The sequence below is a fragment of the Micromonospora sp. CNZ286 genome (genome assembly GCF_014207755.1).
The window spans coordinates 1,340,496-1,358,614 of the sequence record NZ_JACHIZ010000001.1; the positions used below are offsets into that span (position 1 = coordinate 1,340,496).

General features: G+C 76.5%; 17 protein-coding genes. 7 read left to right on the top strand and 10 right to left on the bottom strand.

Features of this window, described 5'->3' with window-relative positions:
• The first annotated feature begins 49 nt into the window (after positions 1-49).
• The gene (locus FHX31_RS06425; RefSeq protein ID WP_402881415.1) at positions 50-1,024 is read left to right on the top strand and encodes a threonine aldolase family protein; all 975 of its coding nucleotides are present in this window, start codon (positions 50-52) and stop codon (positions 1,022-1,024) included.
• A gap of 43 nt (positions 1,025-1,067) precedes the next feature.
• Here FHX31_RS06425 and FHX31_RS06430 read toward each other — a convergent pair whose 3' ends face one another.
• On the bottom strand, positions 1,068-1,937 hold the full coding sequence (locus FHX31_RS06430) for a deoxyribonuclease IV (RefSeq protein ID WP_184975451.1): 870 nt from the start codon (positions 1,935-1,937) through the stop codon (positions 1,068-1,070).
• A complete protein-coding gene (pknB, locus tag FHX31_RS06435) occupies positions 1,934-3,919 on the bottom strand; it encodes a Stk1 family PASTA domain-containing Ser/Thr kinase (RefSeq protein WP_145751796.1) in 1,986 nt (661 codons plus the stop codon). Before pknB ends, FHX31_RS06430 begins: the two co-directional genes overlap by 4 nt.
• A 142-nt stretch (positions 3,920-4,061) precedes the next feature.
• Here pknB and FHX31_RS06440 point away from each other — a divergent pair, with 142 nt between their 5' ends.
• On the top strand, positions 4,062-4,442 hold the full coding sequence (locus FHX31_RS06440) for an Rv2175c family DNA-binding protein (RefSeq protein WP_013287637.1): 381 nt from the start codon (positions 4,062-4,064) through the stop codon (positions 4,440-4,442).
• 144 nt (positions 4,443-4,586) lie between these two features.
• On the opposite strand, the gene FHX31_RS06445 is transcribed toward FHX31_RS06440, so the two are convergent.
• Positions 4,587-5,669: a polyprenyl synthetase family protein gene (locus FHX31_RS06445; RefSeq protein WP_013287636.1), complete on the bottom strand. Its 1,083-nt coding sequence runs from the start codon at positions 5,667-5,669 to the stop codon at positions 4,587-4,589.
• Positions 5,670-5,731: 62 nt separating this feature from the next.
• Entirely contained in the window at positions 5,732-7,180 is a 1,449-nt protein-coding gene (locus FHX31_RS06450; protein ID WP_184975454.1) for an NsdA family TPR-like regulatory protein, read from the bottom strand.
• Between the two features lie 226 nt (positions 7,181-7,406).
• Here FHX31_RS06450 and metF point away from each other — a divergent pair, with 226 nt between their 5' ends.
• The gene (gene metF / locus FHX31_RS06455; RefSeq protein WP_013287634.1) at positions 7,407-8,324 is read left to right on the top strand and encodes a methylenetetrahydrofolate reductase [NAD(P)H]; all 918 of its coding nucleotides are present in this window, start codon (positions 7,407-7,409) and stop codon (positions 8,322-8,324) included.
• 44 nt (positions 8,325-8,368) lie between these two features.
• Positions 8,369-9,058, top strand: a complete 690-nt coding sequence (locus FHX31_RS06460) for a CDP-alcohol phosphatidyltransferase family protein (protein WP_013287633.1) — start codon at positions 8,369-8,371, stop codon at positions 9,056-9,058.
• A 102-nt stretch (positions 9,059-9,160) separates the two neighbouring features.
• Here FHX31_RS06460 and FHX31_RS06465 read toward each other — a convergent pair whose 3' ends face one another.
• The 6 genes from FHX31_RS06465 to FHX31_RS06490 all read right to left on the bottom strand — a co-directional run bounded on the left by FHX31_RS06465 (position 9,161) and on the right by FHX31_RS06490 (position 14,473).
• The gene (locus tag FHX31_RS06465; RefSeq protein WP_013475765.1) at positions 9,161-10,648 is read right to left on the bottom strand and encodes a phytoene desaturase family protein; all 1,488 of its coding nucleotides are present in this window, start codon (positions 10,646-10,648) and stop codon (positions 9,161-9,163) included.
• A 12-nt stretch (positions 10,649-10,660) separates the two neighbouring features.
• On the bottom strand, positions 10,661-11,788 hold the full coding sequence (locus FHX31_RS06470) for a glycosyltransferase family 2 protein (protein ID WP_184975457.1): 1,128 nt from the start codon (positions 11,786-11,788) through the stop codon (positions 10,661-10,663).
• Positions 11,785-12,591, bottom strand: coding sequence for a carotenoid biosynthesis protein (locus tag FHX31_RS06475; protein WP_114921034.1), 807 nt, complete (start codon positions 12,589-12,591; stop codon positions 11,785-11,787). Before FHX31_RS06475 ends, FHX31_RS06470 begins: the two co-directional genes overlap by 4 nt.
• Positions 12,592-12,708: 117 nt before the next feature.
• On the bottom strand, positions 12,709-13,263 hold the full coding sequence (locus tag FHX31_RS06480; protein WP_013287629.1) for a GNAT family N-acetyltransferase: 555 nt from the start codon (positions 13,261-13,263) through the stop codon (positions 12,709-12,711).
• A complete protein-coding gene (locus tag FHX31_RS06485) occupies positions 13,260-13,988 on the bottom strand; it encodes a monooxygenase (RefSeq protein WP_013287628.1) in 729 nt (242 codons plus the stop codon). Before FHX31_RS06485 ends, FHX31_RS06480 begins: the two co-directional genes overlap by 4 nt.
• Positions 13,985-14,473 carry a YbaK/EbsC family protein gene (locus FHX31_RS06490; RefSeq protein WP_013287627.1) on the bottom strand — a complete coding sequence of 163 codons (489 nt, stop codon included), beginning with the start codon at positions 14,471-14,473 and terminating at the stop codon, positions 13,985-13,987. The genes FHX31_RS06485 and FHX31_RS06490 overlap by 4 nt, the downstream gene beginning before the upstream one ends.
• Before the next feature lie 562 nt (positions 14,474-15,035).
• Between FHX31_RS06490 and FHX31_RS06495 the strand changes: the two genes are divergently transcribed.
• The 3 genes from FHX31_RS06495 (at position 15,036) to FHX31_RS06505 (ending at position 18,111) form a co-directional block, all read left to right on the top strand.
• On the top strand, positions 15,036-15,539 hold the full coding sequence (locus FHX31_RS06495; protein ID WP_013475768.1) for an SAV_6107 family HEPN domain-containing protein: 504 nt from the start codon (positions 15,036-15,038) through the stop codon (positions 15,537-15,539).
• Positions 15,540-15,679: 140 nt separating this feature from the next.
• Positions 15,680-16,441, top strand: a complete 762-nt coding sequence (locus FHX31_RS06500) for a hypothetical protein (protein ID WP_184975461.1) — start codon at positions 15,680-15,682, stop codon at positions 16,439-16,441.
• Positions 16,438-18,111 (top strand): Y-family DNA polymerase, encoded by a 1,674-nt coding sequence (locus FHX31_RS06505; protein WP_184975465.1) that lies wholly within the window; start codon positions 16,438-16,440, stop codon positions 18,109-18,111. Before FHX31_RS06500 ends, FHX31_RS06505 begins: the two co-directional genes overlap by 4 nt.
• The last annotated feature ends 8 nt before the right edge of the window (positions 18,112-18,119 follow it).

Consider the following 18,119-nt stretch of genomic DNA (forward strand, 5'->3'; position numbering starts at 1 on the left):
TGACGTCATCGATCTGCGGACGGACACCGTGACCCGGCCGACGCCGGGGATGCGGGAGGCGATGGCCGCCGCCGAGGTGGGCGACGACGTCTACGGCGAGGACCCGACGGTCACCGCGCTGGAGGCCGAGGTGGCCGCGCTGTTCGGCCACGAGGCGGCGCTGTTCGCCCCGAGCGGCTCGATGGCCAACCAGATCGCGCTCCAGCTGCACGTACCACCCGGCGACGAGCTGCTCTGCGACGCCGACGCGCACGTCGTCACGTACGAGGTCGGCGCCGCCGCCGCGTACGGCGGGATCTCCTCGCGGACCTGGCCCGCGGTGGGCGCGGAGCTGGACCCCGACGTGGTCGCCGGGATGATCCGGCCGGACGGCTACTTCGCGGTGCCCACGCGGGCGATCGCCGTGGAGCAGACCCACAACCGGGGCGGCGGTGGGGTGATCCCGCTGCCGACGCTGCGCCGGATGCGTGAGGTCGCCGACGAGCACGGGGTGGCCCTGCACTGCGACGGCGCGCGGATCTGGCACGCGCACGTGGCCGACGGGGTGCCGCTGGCCGAGTACGGCGTGCTGTTCGACACGCTCTCGGTGTGCCTCTCCAAGGGCCTCGGCGCGCCGGTCGGCTCGCTTGTGGTGGGCAGTGCCGAGAAGATCGCCCGGGCGCGGTTCCTGCGCAAGCGGATGGGCGGCGGCATGCGGCAGGTCGGCATCCTCGCCGCCGCCGGCCGGTACGCGCTGGCGCACCACGTCGAGCGGCTCGCCGACGACCACGTGAAGGCGGCCCGGCTGGCCGAGGCGGTCGCCCCGCACGGCGTGCTCGCGTCGGTGGTGCGGACCAACATCGTGCCGCTGGACCTGACCAAGCACCCGTTGGACGCGCACGCGCTGGCGGCTGCCGCGCGGGCGGAGGGGTTGCTGATCTCGGTGCTCGGCCCGCGTACCGCCCGGCTGGTCACCCACCTGGACGTCACCGACGCGCAGATCGACCGCACCGCCACCATCCTGAACACCGCCCTGCGCGCCTGACCCGCGGGCCCCACTGCGCCCCGCGAGGGGGCGGGCGGACCCGTCAGGGGTGGAGGCGCTTCAGGGTGGCGATGTCGGCGGCGTGGCCGATGTGCTTCTCCGTGGGGGTCTCCACCAGCACGGGCACCCCGGCGGTCGCCGGGTGGCGCATCAGCTCGGCGAACGCCGGCTCGCCGATGGTGCCCTTGCCGATGTTCTCGTGCCGGTCCCGGGTGGAGCCGCACAGGTCCTTCGAGTCGTTCGCGTGCACCAGCCGCAGCCGGTCCGCGCCCACCGTGGCGACCAGCGTGTCGAGCGTGGCGGTCATGCCGCCCTCGGCGGCCAGGTCGTGACCGGCCGCCCAGGCGTGACAGGTGTCGAAGCAGACCCCGAGCATCGGGTGCCGGTCGACCGCGTCCAGGTAGGGGCCGAGGTGCTCGACCCGGGACGCCAGTGACCGGCCGCCCCCGGCGCTCGGCTCGACCAGCAGCATCGGCCCGCCGGTGGCGGCGATCTCGTCGAGCAGCGGGAGCAGCGCCGCGCGGACCTGCCGCAGGGCCGCATCGGCGTGACCGGCGTCGACAGCGCTGCCGGCGTGGAACACCACGCCCTCGGCACCGATCGCCCGGCCCCGCCGCAGCGCGTGCGCCAGCGTCTCCGCCGACCGGGTCACAGTCGCCGGGGTGGGGGAGCCGAGGTTGACCAGCAGCGAGGCGTGGATGAACACGGGCAGCCCGCGCTCGCCGCACCCGTCGCGGAACAACGCGTCCTGCGCCGGGTCGCCGGCCGGCAGCGCCCAGCCGCGCGAGTTCGAGACGTAGACCTGCACCACCTCGGACTCGGCCGCGTCCGCGTACGGCAGGGCCGCCCGAGCCAGACCGCCGGAGGTGGGGGTGTGCGACCCCACCCGCCGGCGTCCGTCACATCCGCTCACAGGCACGTCACAGTGATCGTCGTACCCGGCGGCACCGGCGTGTTCTCGACCGGGTTCTGGATCCGGACGATGCCGTTCGGGTTGAGCTGGACGTTGACCGGGAAGCCCTGGCTCTCCAGCGTCTGCTTGGCCTGCTGGCAGGGCATGTCGACCACCCGGGGGACGGCCACCTGCGGCGGGCCCTTGCTGATCTCCAGCTTGACCTGGGCGCCCTTCTCCACGCCGGTGCCGTCGGCCGGACTCTGGCCGAGGATCTCGTCCTTCGGCTTGTCGGAGTCCTTGACGTTCTCCACCGGCTTCAGCCCGAGCTGCGCGAGGATGGTGCGCGCCTCGGCGAGGCTCTTGCCGACCAGGTTGGGCACCGTCACCGGCGCGCGACCCTTGCTGAGGATCACCGTCACCTTCGCCCCGGGCTTGACCACTGTGCCCACCTTCGGGTCGGTGGCCAGCACCACACCCGCGGGCAGCGTGTCGTCGTACCGGGAGGAGCCCTTGGCCACAACCAGGTTGGCGCCCTCCAGCTCGGCCTGGGCCAGCGCGTAGTCCTTGCCCACCACGTCCGGCACCGGCAGCCGCTCCGGACCGAGCGACAGGGTCAGCGTGATCGTGCCGCCCTTGACGATCCGCGCGGCCGAGCCCGGGGACTGCCCGAGCACCGTGTCCTTGGGGACGTTCTCGTCGTGGCGCGGAGTGGCGTACTTCAGCGTGAAGCCGCCGCGCTGGGCCTGCGCCTCCGCGTCGGCCTTGGTCAAGCTGACCATCTGCGGCGCCACCGTGTAGCGGCCCACGCCGAACCACCAGCCACCCACCGCGGCGACCAGGCCGAGCACCACCACCGCCGCGGCGACGGCCAGCCGTCCGCGCGGCGAGCCCATGATCCGGGTACGCAGGGCGGCGAACCCGGTCCCCGGGCCGTCCTCCTCGACGGCGCGGCGCCGGTGCGGGCGCTGCGCGGCGCCGCTCTCGGGCAGCCGTGCCCACGCCGGGCGCTCGACCGGCTGGAGCGCGGCCACCACCTGGGTCGGCTGGCTCAGGACCGCCGTGTCGTCGCTGAGCTGCCGCAGCACAGTGGTGTGCGCGTGCGGGTTGCCCAACTCCTCGCGGGCCGCCTGCACCTCGCTCAGCAGCGCCGCGGCGTCGGCCGGCCGGCCGGCCGGATCGCGCCGGGTGGCCCGGGCGACGAGCGCGTCGAGAGCCGGCGGCAGCGTCGGCACCAGCGTCGACGGCGCCGGTACGTCCCGGTCGACGTGTTGCCACGCGACCTCCACCGGACGGTCGCCGTCGTAGGGCACCCGGCCGGTGAGCATCTCGAACAGCACGATGCCGGCCGAGTAGACGTCGGTGCGAGGGTCCGCGTGGCCCTGGGTGACCAGTTCCGGCGCCACATACGCCACCGTCGCCATGAGCTGGTTGCCGTTCTCGTCCTCGGCGCTGGCCTCGACGGCCCGGGCCAGCCCGAAGTCGGCCACCTTGACCACGCTGTCGACGAGGTTGCGGCTCCCGCCGGTGGGCACCTCGGCGACGAGCACGTTCTCCGGCTTGACGTCGCGGTGCACCAGGCCGGCCCGGTGCGCGGCGGCGAGCGCGGCGAGCATCTGCTCGGTGATCGCGAGCGCCTCGTCCGGGTTCAGCCGGCGGCGCTCGGCGAGCACGTCGCGCAGCGTGCGGCCGCGGACGTACTCCATCACCAGGTACGGCAGGCCGGCGTGGATGCCCTGGTCGTAGACCGCCACCACGTTCGGGTGGGTGAGCCGGGCGATCGTCTTCGCCTCGTCGGTGAAGCGTTCGACGAAGCCGGCCATCCGGGCCTTGGCCTGCGGCGCCTGAGTCGGGTGAATGATCTTGACCGCCACGGTGCGCTCCAGGCGCTCGTCGGTGGCGGTGTACACGGTCGCCATGCCGCCACGGGCGACGCGCCCGCGAATGCGGTAGCGCCCCTCGATCAGCGAGCCCAGCAACGTGTCGGCGACCTGTGTGTCCATCGGCAGGCAGTCTATGTGTCGGAGGGATGAAGGTAGAACAGGATGCTACCGCCGGGTTGCGACAAGGGGGGACCGCCGCGCTCCCGGCGGCGGTGCGGGGTGCCGTGCACCGGGTCCGGCGGGCACGTGGCAGGGTGGTCGGGTGACCGATTCCGTACCCGCCGAGACCGGCCCCGAGCTGGCCGGACCGGCCGACCCGGCCGGATGGCTGACGCTGCCCGACGTGGCCGAGCGCCTGGACCTGTCGATCAGCAAGGTGCACCAGATGATCCGCGACCGTGAGCTGATCGCGGTGCGCCGCGACGGCGTCCGCCGGATCCCGGCCGACCTGGTGGCCAACCGCACCGTGCTCAAGCACCTGCCCGGAGTGCTCAACCTGCTCGCCGACGCCGGTTACGACGACGAGGAGGCGCTGCGCTGGCTCTACCGGGAGGACCCCACTCTTCCCGGCACCCCCGCCGTAGCCCTCGGCGGCGACCTGGCCCGAGAGGTGAAACGCCGAGCCCAGGCAGTCGCCTTCTAACCCCGAGGACCGCCTCACCGTTCTCGTTGATCATGAAGTTGGCGGCGGAGTCGATCTCCGAAACTGCCGCCAACTTCATGATCGACCGCTTCGGGGGCGGGGGCGGGGCGGGTGGGGCAGGTGGGCGAGGGGGCGAGGGGGCGGTCAGGCGGGGCGGCGGGTGGCGGCGATGGCCAGGTCGACCAGGGCCTGGCGGGCCTCGGTGTCCAGGTCGACAGCGGTGAGCGCGGCCAGGGCGCTCTCGGTGAGCGCGGTGATGTGCCGCTCGGCCCGATCCAGCGCGCCGCTCGTCGTGATCAGCTCACGTAGCCGGTCCACCCCGGCCGCGTCCAGGTCCGGTACGCCGAGACCGGCCAGCAGTGCCTCCCGGCCGGCCGGGTCGAGCGCCTCCAGTGCGGCCGCCACCAGGTACGTCCGCTTGCCCTCGCGCAGGTCGTCGCCGGCCGGCTTGCCGGTGCGCTCCGGGTCGCCGAACACCCCCAGCACGTCGTCGCGGAGCTGGAACGCCTCACCCAGCGGCAGCCCGTACGCCGAGTACGCGGCGTGCACCTCGGGCGGCGCGCCGGCCAGCGCGGCACCGAGCAGCAGCGGGCGCTCGACCGTGTACTTCGCCGACTTGTACCGGGCCACCTTGGCGGCCCGGTCCAGCGAGGTGTCCCCGGTGGCCTGGGTCAGCACATCCAGGTACTGCCCGACGGTCACCTCGGTACGCATCTCGTCGAAGACCGGCCGGGCCCGGGCCACGGTGGCCGGCGGCAGGCCGGAGGAGTGCAGCAGCTCGTCGGACCAGACCAGGCACAGGTCGCCCAGCAGGATCGCCGCGGCGTCGCCGAAGGAGTCCGCGTCGCCGCCCCAGCCGGCCGTGCGGTGCCGGGCGGCGAACCGCCTGTGCATCGCCGGCTCGCCGCGCCGGGTGTCCGACCGGTCCATCAGGTCGTCGTGGATCAGCGCGCTGGCCTGCACGAACTCCAGTGCGGCAAGGGTGGCGACGACCTGGTCGGAGTCGACCCCGCCGGCGCCCCGGTAACCCCAGTAGCCGAACGCCGGACGCAGCCGCTTGCCGCCGCCCAGCACGAACGCCTCGATCGCCTCGGCGACGGGCAGCAGGCCGTCGTCGACGGCGGTCAGCCAGCCGCGCTGGCCGGCGAGGAACTCGGTGAGCGCCTTGTCGATCCGCTGGCGCAGGCCGGCACGGTCGACGGGGGATACGGGAGCAGCGTGGGTCACGCCACGACGCTAGCGGTTCGCACCCGTTCCCGCCGCGCCCCCGCCCCGGCGTGCCTCGTGGCTCACCGGCGCGGACTGTCGCGCAGGTGGCGCGGCACGCCGGACGGCAGGTAGGGGCGGGCCGCGGTGACCAGTCGCGCGTACCCCCGGGTGGCCGGACCGGGCGGCGCGTGCGCCAGGCCGCGACGGAACGCGGTGAGCTGGCCGACGGCCCGCGGGGATCCGGACCGGACCGCGTCGAGCAGCGCCTCGCCGGCCACCGCGCACGCCTCGGGCACCGCGCCCAGGCCCAGGTGCCCGCGGGCCAGCCAGCCGCCGTACACGGCCGACCGGCGCGGGCGGCCCCGCGCGCCCACCACCGGCGTCAGCAGCGGCACTGCGGCGGCGTGACGGCCCAGCGCGACGAGCGTGCGCCCGGTCATCGCCGCCAGTTCGGCCGCGTCGAGCCAGTAGAGCCAGGGCGGCTCCCGGCCGGGCTCCGGCGTGCCGGCCCGATCGGCACCGGCCAGCGCCTGCCCGGCCGCGCGGGGACGCCCGGCGAGCGCGGCGGCGAGCGCCACCCGGTGCAGCAGCAGCGCCCGCAGGCCGGGCGAGGCGGTGGCACGGCCGGCGGCGTACCCGATCCGGGCCAGGACCAGCGCGCCGGCCGGGTCGCCGGCGTCGGCCAGCAGGTGACTGGCCGACGCGAGCACGTGCCCGGCCAGCGGCGCCTGCCCGGCGGCCACCGCCGCCCGCAGCGCCAGCCGGTACGCGACCAGGCCCCCGCCGAGGTCGCCCGCGTCGGCGGCCAGCCACCCGGCGAGCTGCGCCGACTCGGCGAGCGCGGGCAGCATCGCGCGACGGCCGGCGGGCCCGGCGCGCCGGTAGCCGCGGACCGCCTGCCGCAGCCGGCGGGCGCCGTGCCCGGCGAGGTCGCCGCCGCCGAGCAGGTCGTCCCAGCGCCGCAGCGTGGCGAGCGTCACCCCGTCCGCCGGGTGACCACGACCGGAACCGGTGGGCTCGTCGTCCGGCCCGCGCAGGACGTGGACGCCGAGCGGCCCGGACTCGTCCGCGACGGACATGCGCGGGGCGGGACGGCCGGTCCGGTGCTCGTCGTCCCGTCCGGGACGGCCGGGCAGCGGCGTTGGCGCGGCGGCGAACGGGCCGGCCGGCGTGCGGCCGCCCGGGTCGGCCGCCCAGCGGTACGCGAGCGTGAGCAGGGCCAGCCGGGCCCTGGACCCGGCCGGGTCGACCACCGCAGGCGCCACGCCCAGCCGGCGGCTGCGCGCGGCGGCCCCGGCCAGCACCTCGCCCGGCACCCCCAGGACCGTCGCCAGCCAGGCGGACCAGAAGTCGCCGGGAAGCCGCAGCTGGCGCTCCCAGCGGGACACCTCGTTGCGGGTCAGCGTGGGCACGCCGGAGGCGGCGCACAGCTCGGCGGCCAGCCGCTGCTGGCTCCAGCCACGGGCGGCCCGCAACTCGGCCAGCAGCGGCCCGAGCAGGCGCGGGCCCGGCGGCGGGGACGGGATCATCGGAACCTCCGGGGCGACGGCGCGGATGGCGACGCGGACGCCCGGCCAGTGGTGGCGCCGGCGCGTCGCCGTCGTGGCGACCCCCGCGCGGGCCCCCGGAACGGCCGTCGGCCGCCCCACCGCGCTGCCGCATTTCTACCCCCGGGGTACGACGTCGCGCCGGGACAGGTGTTCGCGGGCTGGGAAGATTCCCGATGCGGCGTGCCGTCCCGGTTACAGTCGGTCCGTGGCGCTCGGTCTTCCCTCGGTCCTTCCCAATCCCCAGCCGGCCATCGGGGAGCTGATCCGTGACGGCCGCCCCACGTTCTCCTTCGAGTTCTTCCCGCCGAAGACCCCGGCCGGGGAGAAACTGCTCTGGCAGGCCATCCGCGAGCTGGAGTCGCTGCGGCCCTCGTTCGTGTCGATCACCTACGGCGCGGGCGGCTCGACCCGCGACACCACTGTCGCGGTGACCGAGCGGATCGCCACCGAGACGACGCTGCTGCCGATGGCGCACCTGACCGCGGTGAACCACTCGGTGGCCGAGCTGCGGCACGTGATCGGCCGGCTGGCCTCGGTCGGGGTGCGCAACGTGCTGGCCGTGCGGGGTGACCCGCCGGGCGACCCGGGCGGCGAGTGGATCGCCCACCCCGAGGGCGTCCGGTACGCCGAGGGCCTGGTCCGGCTGGTCCGCGACAGCGGCGACTTCAGCGTCGGCGTGGCCGCGTTCCCGTACAAGCACCCGCGCTCGCCGGACGTGGACAGCGACACCGCGCACTTCGTCCGCAAGTGCCGGGCCGGCGCGGAGTTCGCGATCACCCAGATGTTCTTCGACGCCGACGACTACCTGCGTCTGCGCGACCGTGTCGCAGCCGCCGGCTGCGACACGCCGATCCTGGCCGGGGTGATGCCGGTGACCCAGATCGGCACCATCGAACGCTCGGTGCAGCTGTCCGGCGCGCCGTTCCCGCCGGCGCTGGCCGAGCGGTTCGAGCAGGTGGCCGACGACCCGGAGGCGGTCCGCCGCCTCGGCGTCGAGCAGGCGAGCGAGATGTGCGAGAAGCTGCTCGACGAGGGCGTGCCGGGGATCCACTTCATCACGCTCAACCGGTCCACTGCGACCCGGGAGGTGTGGCAGCGGCTGCGCGCCGCCGCACGGGTGTGACCACCCGCCACACGACACCCGCGCCGTGCTTCTACGGTTGATCCGTGGTGGGCACACAGCTGAACTGGGACCAGTACGCGACCGCGTGGGCGCGGCTGCACGGCGGCTTCGATCCGCGTACCGCCGCGCCGGTGGTGCGCGCCTGGCTGCGCTTCGCCTACCACGTGGGCTACGTGCTGGGCCGGCTGCGCGTCGGCCCGACCCCGGTGACCGTGTTCGGGGTGCTGCTCTGCTTCTGCGTACCCCTGTTCGTGGAGCGGCCCGGCAACGGGCCGTTCCTGGGCGCGTTGTTCGTGCTGCTGGCGGCCGTGGCCGACAGCGTCGACGGCGCGGTGGCGGTGGCGACCGGCCGCACCACCCGGCTGGGCTACGTGTACGACTCGGTCGCCGACCGGCTCGGCGAGGTGGCCTGGCTGGTCGCGTTCTGGCTGCTCGGCGCGCCGGGCGCGCTGGTCGCGGCGGCCGGTGGGCTGTCCTGGCTGCACGAGTACGTGCGGGCGCGCGCGGTCTCGGCCGGGATGCGGGAGATCGGCGCGGTGACTGTGGGGGAGCGGCCGACCCGGGTCTGCGTCGCGCTGGTCGGGCTGCTGGTCGCCGGGCTCACCGGGCTGATCGACGCCGACCTGACCGCCGGCACCATCACCATGGCCACCACGGTCTGGGTGCTGCTCGCCGGGTTCGGCCTGGGGCAGTTGCTCTCCGCCGTCCGCCGCGCCCTGGTCGACGCCGGCTGACCGCCGCGCCCGCGCCCGCGTAGCCGGCGCGGCGGTCAGCCCGTGTTAAGAAGGGGCCCTTCCTCTACCGGAGGCGTTAAGAAGGGCCCCCTCCTTACACCCTCACCAGGCCGGGCCGACCGCCTCGGCGACGATCTCCGCGGACAACGTGACCATGGGCAGCCCGCCGCCCGGGTGGCTGGAGCCGCCGACCAGCCAGAGCCCGGCCGCCGGACCCCGGTTGGCCGGGCGCAGCAGCCCGCCCGCGGTGCCGTAGATCGCCCCGCCCGGCGCGCCGGTGGCCGCGTCCAGGTCGGCCGGGGTGCGGATCTCCCGGAACACCAGCCGGTCCCGCACGTCGGCACCGCGTTCGGCCAGCACGTCGAGGATCCGGTCCGCGTACGCCTCGGCCAGGCCGGGCCGCCGCCAGTTCACGGCGCTCGCGGCGGTGCCGTGCCGGGGCGCGTTGACCAGCACGAACCACGCCTCGTGGCCGTCCGGGCGGACCGCCGGGTCGTCGGCGGCGGTGACGAACACGGTCGGGTCGGGCGCCGGGCGGGCACGCACCCCGCGACCCGGGTCACCGAACACGGCGTCGAACTCGGCGTCGTAGTCGCGGGGGAAGAAGACGGTGTGGTGGGCCAGCCCGGAGTCGCCGCGTACGCCCAGCAGCAGCACGAACCCGGCCAGGCTGCGGTCGGTGAGCGCGGCCAGGCGACGCGGGTCGGGCAGCAGGTCCCGGTAGACGGTGAGCGCGTCCACGTTTGCCACCACCACGTCGGCCGGGATCGGTGCGGCCGCCCCGGCCACGCGTACCCCGTGCACCCGCCCGCCCGCGGCGTCGATCCGGGTGACGGTGGCGTCGGTGCGCACCACCACGCCCAGGTCCAGGCAGCGCGACAGCAGCGCGTCGGCGAGCGTGCCCAGCCCGCCGCGCAGGTACCAGCCGCCGTACGCCAGCTCGGCGTAGGGGACGGCGACGAGCGCGGCCGGGGCGCGGCGCGGGTCGGCGCCGGTGTACGTGGCGTACCGGTCCAGCAGCATCCGCATCCGCGGGTCGGACAGGTGCCGGCGGCCCAGCCCGCGCAGGCTGCGGCCGGGGCCGATGGCGGCCAGGTCGCCCAGCCGCCAGGCCAGCGCCGCCAGGTCGCGGGGCGAGTCGACGGTACGGCGCAGGATGTCCCGGTGCGAGGCCGCCCACACCCGGTCGGCGCGCCGCCACAGCCCGCGCCAGTCGGCGGCGGACCGGTCCCCGAACGCGGCGCCGATCCGGGCGGCGAACTCGTCCGGGTCGGCGCAGGAGTCGAGCGCCTGCCCGCCGCCGGGGAAGACGTGCCGCACGATCGGGTCCAGCGGGACCAGGTCGAGGTATTCGTCGAGCTTCGCCCCGGTCGCCTCGAACAGGTCGTGGAAGACCTGCGGCAGGGTGAACAGGCTCGGCCCGGTGTCGAAGTGCCACACCCCCTCCGGGGTGTGGTGGGCGTACCGGCCGAGCTTGCCCCCGACCGTGCCGGCCCGTTCGAGGACGGTGACCTCGTGCCCGGTGACCGCGAGCCGGGCGGCGGTGGCGAGCCCGCCCACCCCGGCGCCGATGACCACGATGCGCGCCATGGCGTGCCCCTCCTAGGTGACCGGGCGACCCCGCCAGGTGAGCCGGCGTCGCTTCCGCAGATGGTACGACCGGACGGTCAGCCAACCGAGGACCACGACCGACACGGGGTGGCCCAGCGCGTCGGGCCACGCCCGCCCGCCGGTGGCGCGGGCGCTGACCACCCGCCCGGCGACGCCGGCCAGGTAGGCCAGGAACGCCACGGCGGCCACCGCCGGCGTGCCGGCGAGCAGCGCCCCGGCGGCCAGCAGCGGCGGCGCGACGTAGAGCGCGACCAGCAGCGCCAGCACGGCCGCCGCCGCCGTGGGGTGCCCGAACGTCGCCCACAGCGACTTGGTGTAGCCGTCGCGCAGCTGCGGCCAGGTGTCGTACATCCGGCAGGACGCCAGCCGGGATCCGTCAGCCAGCGCGATCCGCCCGCCGGCCCGCTTCACCGCCCGGGCCAGCTCGATGTCCTCCAGCACCTTGTCGGCCACCGCCGCGTGCCCGCCGGCCCGCAGGTAGCCGGCCCGGTCCACGACCAGGAACTGCCCGCCCGCCGCCGCGAGGGAGGGCCGCCGCGAGCGCTCCATCGCGCGCAGCGGCAGGAACGTGAGCCACAACCACTGCAACAGCGGCTGCACCAGCCGGTCGCCCACCGTCCGCACCACGATCCGGGGGTACGGCGACAGCAGCGCCGCGTCAGCCGCGCGCAACTCGGTCACGGCCGCCGCAACCGCGTACGGGGTGAGCACCACGTCGGCGTCGACGAAGGCCAGCACTGCCGGTTCCGGGCCGGTACGGGTGGCGAGCTGCCAGCAGGCGTGCGGCTTGCCCAGCCAGCCCGGCGGCGGGGCGACGCCGGTGAGCAGCGTGACCCGGGGATCGTCACCGGCCACCGCGCGGACCACGTCGGCGGTGCCGTCGGTCGATCCGTCGTCGAGCACCACGATCCGCAGGTCCGGTACGCCGCGCTGGGCCAGCAGCGCGCGCAGGCACGGGGTGACCCGTTCGGCCTCGTCGCGCAGCGGCAGCAGCACCGCCACCGGCTCGTCCACCTCGGCCGGGCCGGTGGCCGGGCGGCGCAGCCAGGCGAGCGCGTTGACGAGCGTGTGCCCGGTGAGCGCGGCGACCGCCACGGCCAGCGCGAGGGCGGCGATCATGCCGGGGCGTCGACGCGCGGCGCCGGCTCCGGCGTGCCGGTCCGGTCCTGACGGGCCCGCCACAGCGTCACCGCCAGCGGCACCGCCGCCACCGCCATCCCGGCCGCGCCCCACAGGGCCGACGCGGGCAGCCGCAGGAACACCGCGTGCGCCAGCACGCTGGAGGCGTACGTCCAGAGGTAGAGCGCGAACATCGGGGCGTCCCGGCCGTCGACCCGGTCCGCCGACGGCCCGGCGAGCGGGCGCAGCGCGACTGCGAGCAGCACCGCGAAGCCCAGCCAGCCGAGGTAGTTGCTGACCGGGATGCCGGGTAGCCCGGGCAGCGCCGGGGTGGCGTCGAGCCAGGTCCAGTAGCCCTCGGCCACCATCTGCGGGTCGAGGAACAGGTCCCAGGCGGCCAGTCCGACCGCCGAGAGCGCGATCCGCGCGATGCGGGAACGGACCAGCCGGACCGCGGTGAGCCAGGCCGGCCAGGCCATCCAGGTCCAGGCGAGCGGGATGATCAGCGGCACCCCGGCCAGCTTCGGGCCCAGCTCCCCGGAGTAGTCGTAGCTGCCGAACGGGAACCCGGTGGCCACGCCGATCGCCTCGACCGCGAACCCGCCGCCGGTGACGACCGCGACCAGCGCGACGGCGGTACGGACGCCGCGGGTGAGCAGCGCGTGGCCGACCGAGAGCAGCCAGCCGAGCACCACGGTGGCCACCGTGAGCCCGGCCCGGGTCGCGCCGCCGGTGAGCGGGTAGCAGATCTGGGCGAGCACCAGCGCGGCCAGCAGCGCCCAGGGCAGCCGGGCGGCTTTCACTGTGCCGCCTTTCGTTCGCGACTGCGGGGCTCGCAAACCCGGCTCACTCCTCGCGCTCACGGTGTCGCCCTTTCGTTCGCGACTGCGGGGCTCGCAAACCCGGCTCACTCCTCGCGCTCACGGGGCATCCGGCGGGGGCAGCGGCAGGTCCCGGCCGAGCACGCCGAACGGCCGCTCGTCGCCGGGGAAGTGGAAGTGGCGCAGGACGTCGACGAAGCCGAACCGGCGGTACAGCCGCCAGGCCCGGGACTTCTCCTCGTCGGCCTCCGGCGTGGACAGCAGCGTGGTGTCGCCCTCGGCCACGGCGAGCAGCGCGCGCAACTGGCGGGCGCCCAGGCCGTGCCCCTGCGCGGGCGGGCGGACGTGCAGCTCCACCACCTCGAACGGGTGAGCCAGCCAGCGCTGCCGGGCCTGCGCGTTCAGCGCCCGGTGCACCTGGTCGTGCCACCACTGCCCGGTGGCGCCCCGGTAGCCGTACCCGAAACCGGCCAGGTGTCCCTCGTTGGTCAGGCTGGCGACGGCGCGGAAGCCGGGCCGGCGGACGTGGGTGGCGATGTAGCCGCGGCGGGCCTCCAGCAGGTCGGGCCGGTAGCCCATCGCCTCGCCGTAGACGGCCACCACGTCGTCCAGCCGCCGGACCAGGTCGTCCGGTGTCCACCGCACCAGCCTCATGCGTGCCCTCTCGCCGTCTCCGGGGCGCCCTCGGCGGCCCAGCCCAGCACCGTACGGTCGCCGACCACGTCGCCCACCGCGAACCGCGCGAACAGTTCCTCCGCGTACCAGCCCTCGGTGGGGGTACGGGTGATCGCGGCGCGGTGCTCCGGGGAACGGTACGCGAACGCGACCAGGTCCGCCGGGTCGCGCCACACGCTCACAGTGCCCTGCCAGCCCAGCGGCGCCTCGCCGACGCCGAACCGGGCGAGCAGGCCGGGCGCGGCGTGCAGGGCGCCGGCGACCGGCGGGATCGCCCGCCAGAACGTGGCCGCGCGGCGGGCCCGCAGCCGGGCCCGGGTCAGCGCCAGCACCGGCCCGGTGACCCGTCCGCCGGACGGCGTGCCGAACGGCTCGCGGCCGGACCACCGGCCGCGGCTGGTCAGCGGGCGCAGGTCCACCCGTACCGCGGCGCGGGCGATCCGGGCCCAGGAGCGGGCGACCGGGGAGGCGTCGAAGCCGGCCGCGTCGGCGGGGGAGTCCCAGACCACGAGTGCGGCCCACCGGGTCAGGTCGGCGTCGCCGGGGCCGAAGCCGGTGCCGGTCCCGGTGCCGAGCAGTTTGGCGAAGCGGACGCCCGGCAGCCGGCGCAGCCGTGCCGGGTGGGTGGCCATCCGGCCCAGCACACCGGGTACGGCCCGGCGGGGCACACGCCACACGTGCAGCGTGACGAGTCCGGGGTTCACGCCACCTCGGCCGGGGTGCCGGCGGTGATCCGCAGCAGTTCCGCGTACGTGGTGGGGAACACCGCCCGGGGTACGCCGCCGGCGGCCCACACCTCGTCGTACCCGGCCAGTGCGGTGTCCACGACGGTGCGCAGCGGAGCGGGGTGGCCGACCGGTGCGACGCCGCCGATCACCTGCCCGGTGTGCTGCTTGACGAACTCCGGGGTGGCCCGGCGCAGGTGGGTCACGCCCAGCGTGGCGGCCAGCCCGGCGGTGTCCACCCGGTGCGCGCCGGAGGTGAGCACCAGCAGCGGCGCGTCGTCCGCGTCGAAGATCAGCGAGTTGGCGATGGCGCCGACGGCGACGCCGAGCGCCTCGGCCGCCGCGGCGGCGGTGTGCACCGCGTCGGGCAGCAGTCGGACGAGGCTGGCCTCGCCCGATCCGTTCCGCGCGCCCGCGTCGTCGAGCGCGCGCTGCACCGCCTGCACGTTCGGGTGTGGCTGCATGCACCCATTCTTCCCTCACCCCGCGACGGCCCCGCCGGGGGCCGTCGCCCTCCCGTGCGTCCCCGGCGCGTCACACGTTGCGTTTTCGTCGGTGGGGAGGTGTACTGTCAGGGTAGTTAGAACGAGTGTTCGATTCCGGCTCGAAGTCAGGTTCGGCTCGAAGTCAGGTTCGCTCGACGTTCGGTTCGACCCGAACGGCAAGCGGCTCAGCTCCCCGGCTGGCCCGGCCTGATCCGAGCCGGTCGCGCACTCGTCGAACGCTCCGGAAGCGGTGTTTCGCGGCACCGGCTTCCGGGAGGTGCGGCACCGCGGGCCGCACCGGGTCTCGGACAGTCGCGAGTCCGGGCCCGTCAGGCAGGTCGTCGCCCGCCGCCCACGACCCCCGGGCGGCGGGCGACGGACCCGCCGGCACGCCGGCCGGGTGTGGGTGTGGGGAAGCGTCCACATCCGGCCGGCCGCCACCTGAAAGGTGCGTCTTCCTCCGCACCGACCGCTCCGGGCGACCGGGCGACGTTCCCCGTCGCGCGACCGCCCGCCCCGGCCACACGCGGAGGAGAGACCCATGCCGACCAGTCCGGCCCAGGCGCCCACGGTGCCCGCGCACGTGCTGCCGCACCGCACCCCCGCCCAGTTGCTCGCGGTGGCCCGCGACGGGCTGGCCGAGGCCGCCCGCACCCGCCCCGACGGCCTCCGGTACGCCGCCGCCCACCTGGCGGCGCTGCGCGCCGCCGCCGCCGTGCTCGCCGCCCGGGCCCGTCCCGCGCCCACCCGCCGGCACCGGATCACCAGCGTCTGGGTGCTGCTCGCCACCGTCGCCCCCGAGCTGGACGAGTGGGCCGCCTACTTCGCCGCCGGCGCGAGCAAGCGGGCCGCCGCCGAGGCCGGCATCCCCCGCGTGGTCACCGCCCGCGAGGCCGACGACCTGCTGCGCGCCGCCGAGGAGTTCGTGACGGTGGTGGAGACCGCCCTCGGCCTGGCCCACCAGCCGGCACTCGACGGCCTGCCCCGCCCGCTGCGGCTCGGCGCCTCCGACTCACCGCCCCGGCCCGGAGCAGCCGCCGCCTGATTCGTGGCGCCCGGCCACCACCGGCGGGACCCCGGGTGGCCGGGCGCCGCACCCACGGCACACGCGTGCCGCGCACGACACGATCCACAGCACCATCCACGGGCGAGGCCCGTGGCGAAACACGACGGGGGGTTGGTCCGATGGCGGGCCGCATGGTGGTCGGTTCCGCCGCCCTGGCCGATCTGGTCCGTCCGGCGAGCGCGCCCGACCCGGCCGGCGGTCACCGGGTGCTGCCCGTCCGGGCCGAGCTGACCGGGCTGCTGCCCAACCGCGGCCTGCGGCGTGGCAGCACCGTGGCGGTCGGCGCCGGCCAGCCCCGGCGCAGCGGCGCCACCTCGCTGATCCTCGCGCTGCTCGCCGAGGCGTCCCGGGCCGGCTCGTGGTGCGCCGTGGTCGGCGTACCCACATTCGGGGCGGGCGCCGCGGCTGAGGCGGGCATCGCCCTGGACCGGCTGGCCCTGGTGCCCGACCCCGGCCCGGAGTGGCCCACGGTGGTCGCCGCGCTCATCGACGGGGTCGACGTGGTGGTCACCGCCGTGCCGGCCACCGTCTCCGCCTCGGTCGCCACCCGGCTGGCCGCCCGCGCCCGGCAGCGCGGAAGCGTGCTCGTCCCGTACGGACGGTGGGACGGCGCGGACGTCACACTCCAGGTGGTCCGGGGCGTCTGGCAGGGGCTCGGCGCCGGTCGCGGGCGGCTGCGCCGCCGCGAGGTGACCGTCTCGGCCCGGGGCCGGGGCGCCGCCGCCCGTCCCAAGGAGATCAAGGTGTGGCTGCCCGGCGACGAGCTGACCCGGGTGATCCCCCGCTCGGCCGGGCTCGGCGCCCCGTCCGCCGCGCCGTCGCGCCGGCTGCGCGTGGTCGCCCCACCCGCCTGTACGCTCGCCGCGGCCGGTCCGGCATGAGCGGCGTGCCGCAGCGGACGCTGCTGCTCTGGTGCCCGGACTGGCCGGTCCTCGCCGCCGAGATCGTCGACGGGGTGCCCGCCACCGACCCGGTCGTGGTGCTGCACGCCAACCGGGTGATCGCCTGCTCCGAGCGGGCCCGCGCCGAGGGGATCCGGCGCGGGCTGCGCCGCCGCGAGGCGCAGGGGCGCTGCCCGCACCTCACCGTGGTCGACCACGACCCCGGCCGGGACGTGCGCGCGTTCGAGCCGGTGGTGGCCGCCGTGGAGGAGGTGGTCGCCGGCGTCGAGGTGATCCGGCCCGGCGCCTGCGCGACGGCGGCCCGGGGGCCGAGCCGCTACCTCGGCGGTGAGGAGGCGGCGGCCGAGCGGATCGTGGAGCACGTCGCGCAGAGCTGCGCGGTGGAGAGCCAGGCCGGTATCGCCGACGGGGTGTTCGCGGCCGGGCTGGCCGCCCGGGAGGGCCGGATCGTGGCCCCCGGCGGCACCCGTGAGTTCCTGGCCGCCCGGCCGGTCGAGGCGCTCGGCCGGCCCGCGCTGGCCGACCTGCTGCGCCGGCTCGGCGTCCGTACCCTCGGCGAGTTCGCGGCGCTGCCGGCCGGGGACGTGCTGGCCCGGTTCGGTTTCGACGGGGCGCTGGCGCACCGGCTCGCCGGTGGCCGGGACGACCGTCCGCTGGCGGTCCGGCAGCCGCCCGCCGACCTGACCGTCACCGCCGACTACGACGAGCCGGTCGACCGGGTCGACGCCGCCGCGTTCGCCGCCCGCATGCTCGCCGAGCGGCTGCACGAGCGGCTGGCCGGGTACGGGCTGGCCTGCACCCGCCTCGGCATCGAGGCGGTCACCGCGCACGGCCAGGAGCTGCACCGGGTCTGGCGGCACGACGGCCTGCTCACCGCCGCGGCCATCGCCGACCGGGTCCGCTGGCAGCTCGACGGCTGGCTCTCCGGCAGCAACGGCCGGGGCGGGACGCGTCCGGCCCGGCCCACCGCCGGGATCGTCCGGTTGCGACTGGTGCCGGACGGGGTGCTCGCCCAGGCGGGCCTGCAGCCCGGGCTGTGGGGGGAGACCGGTGAGGAGCGGGAGCGGGCGCACCGGGCGCTGAGCCGGGTGCAGGGCATCCTCGGCCCCGAGGCGGTGGTCACCGCCGTGCTCGGCGGCGGGCGGTCCCCGGCCGACCAGGTGCGCCTGGTCCCGTGGGGCGACGAGCGGGCGCCCGCACGTCCCGGCCCGCCACCCCTGCCGCCCGCCGGGGCCGCTCCGGGTGCCGCGTCCGCCCCTGTCGTCGTACCCGCCGGGGGTGGTGCGGGGCGGCGGGCCGGGCGGGGCCGGGCGGTGGCCGAGCCGCCGTGGCCGGGGCGGATCCCGCCGCCCGCGCCGGCCGTGGTGCTGCCCACCCCGTTGCCGGCCGACGTGCGCGACGCCGCCGGGGAGCCGGTCGTGGTGAGCGCGCGGCTGACGGTCAGCGCGGCGCCGGCCCGGCTCACAGTCGGCGACGGCCGCCCGGCCGAGATCACCGGGTGGGCCGGCCCGTGGCCGGTGGACGAACGCTGGTGGGCGCCGGCCGAGGCGCGCCGCCGGGCCCGGTTCCAGGTGTGCCTGGCCGACGGCGCCGCCCTGCTGCTCGCGGTCGAGGGCGGGCAGTGGCTGGTGGAGGCGATCTATGACTGAGCGCCGGG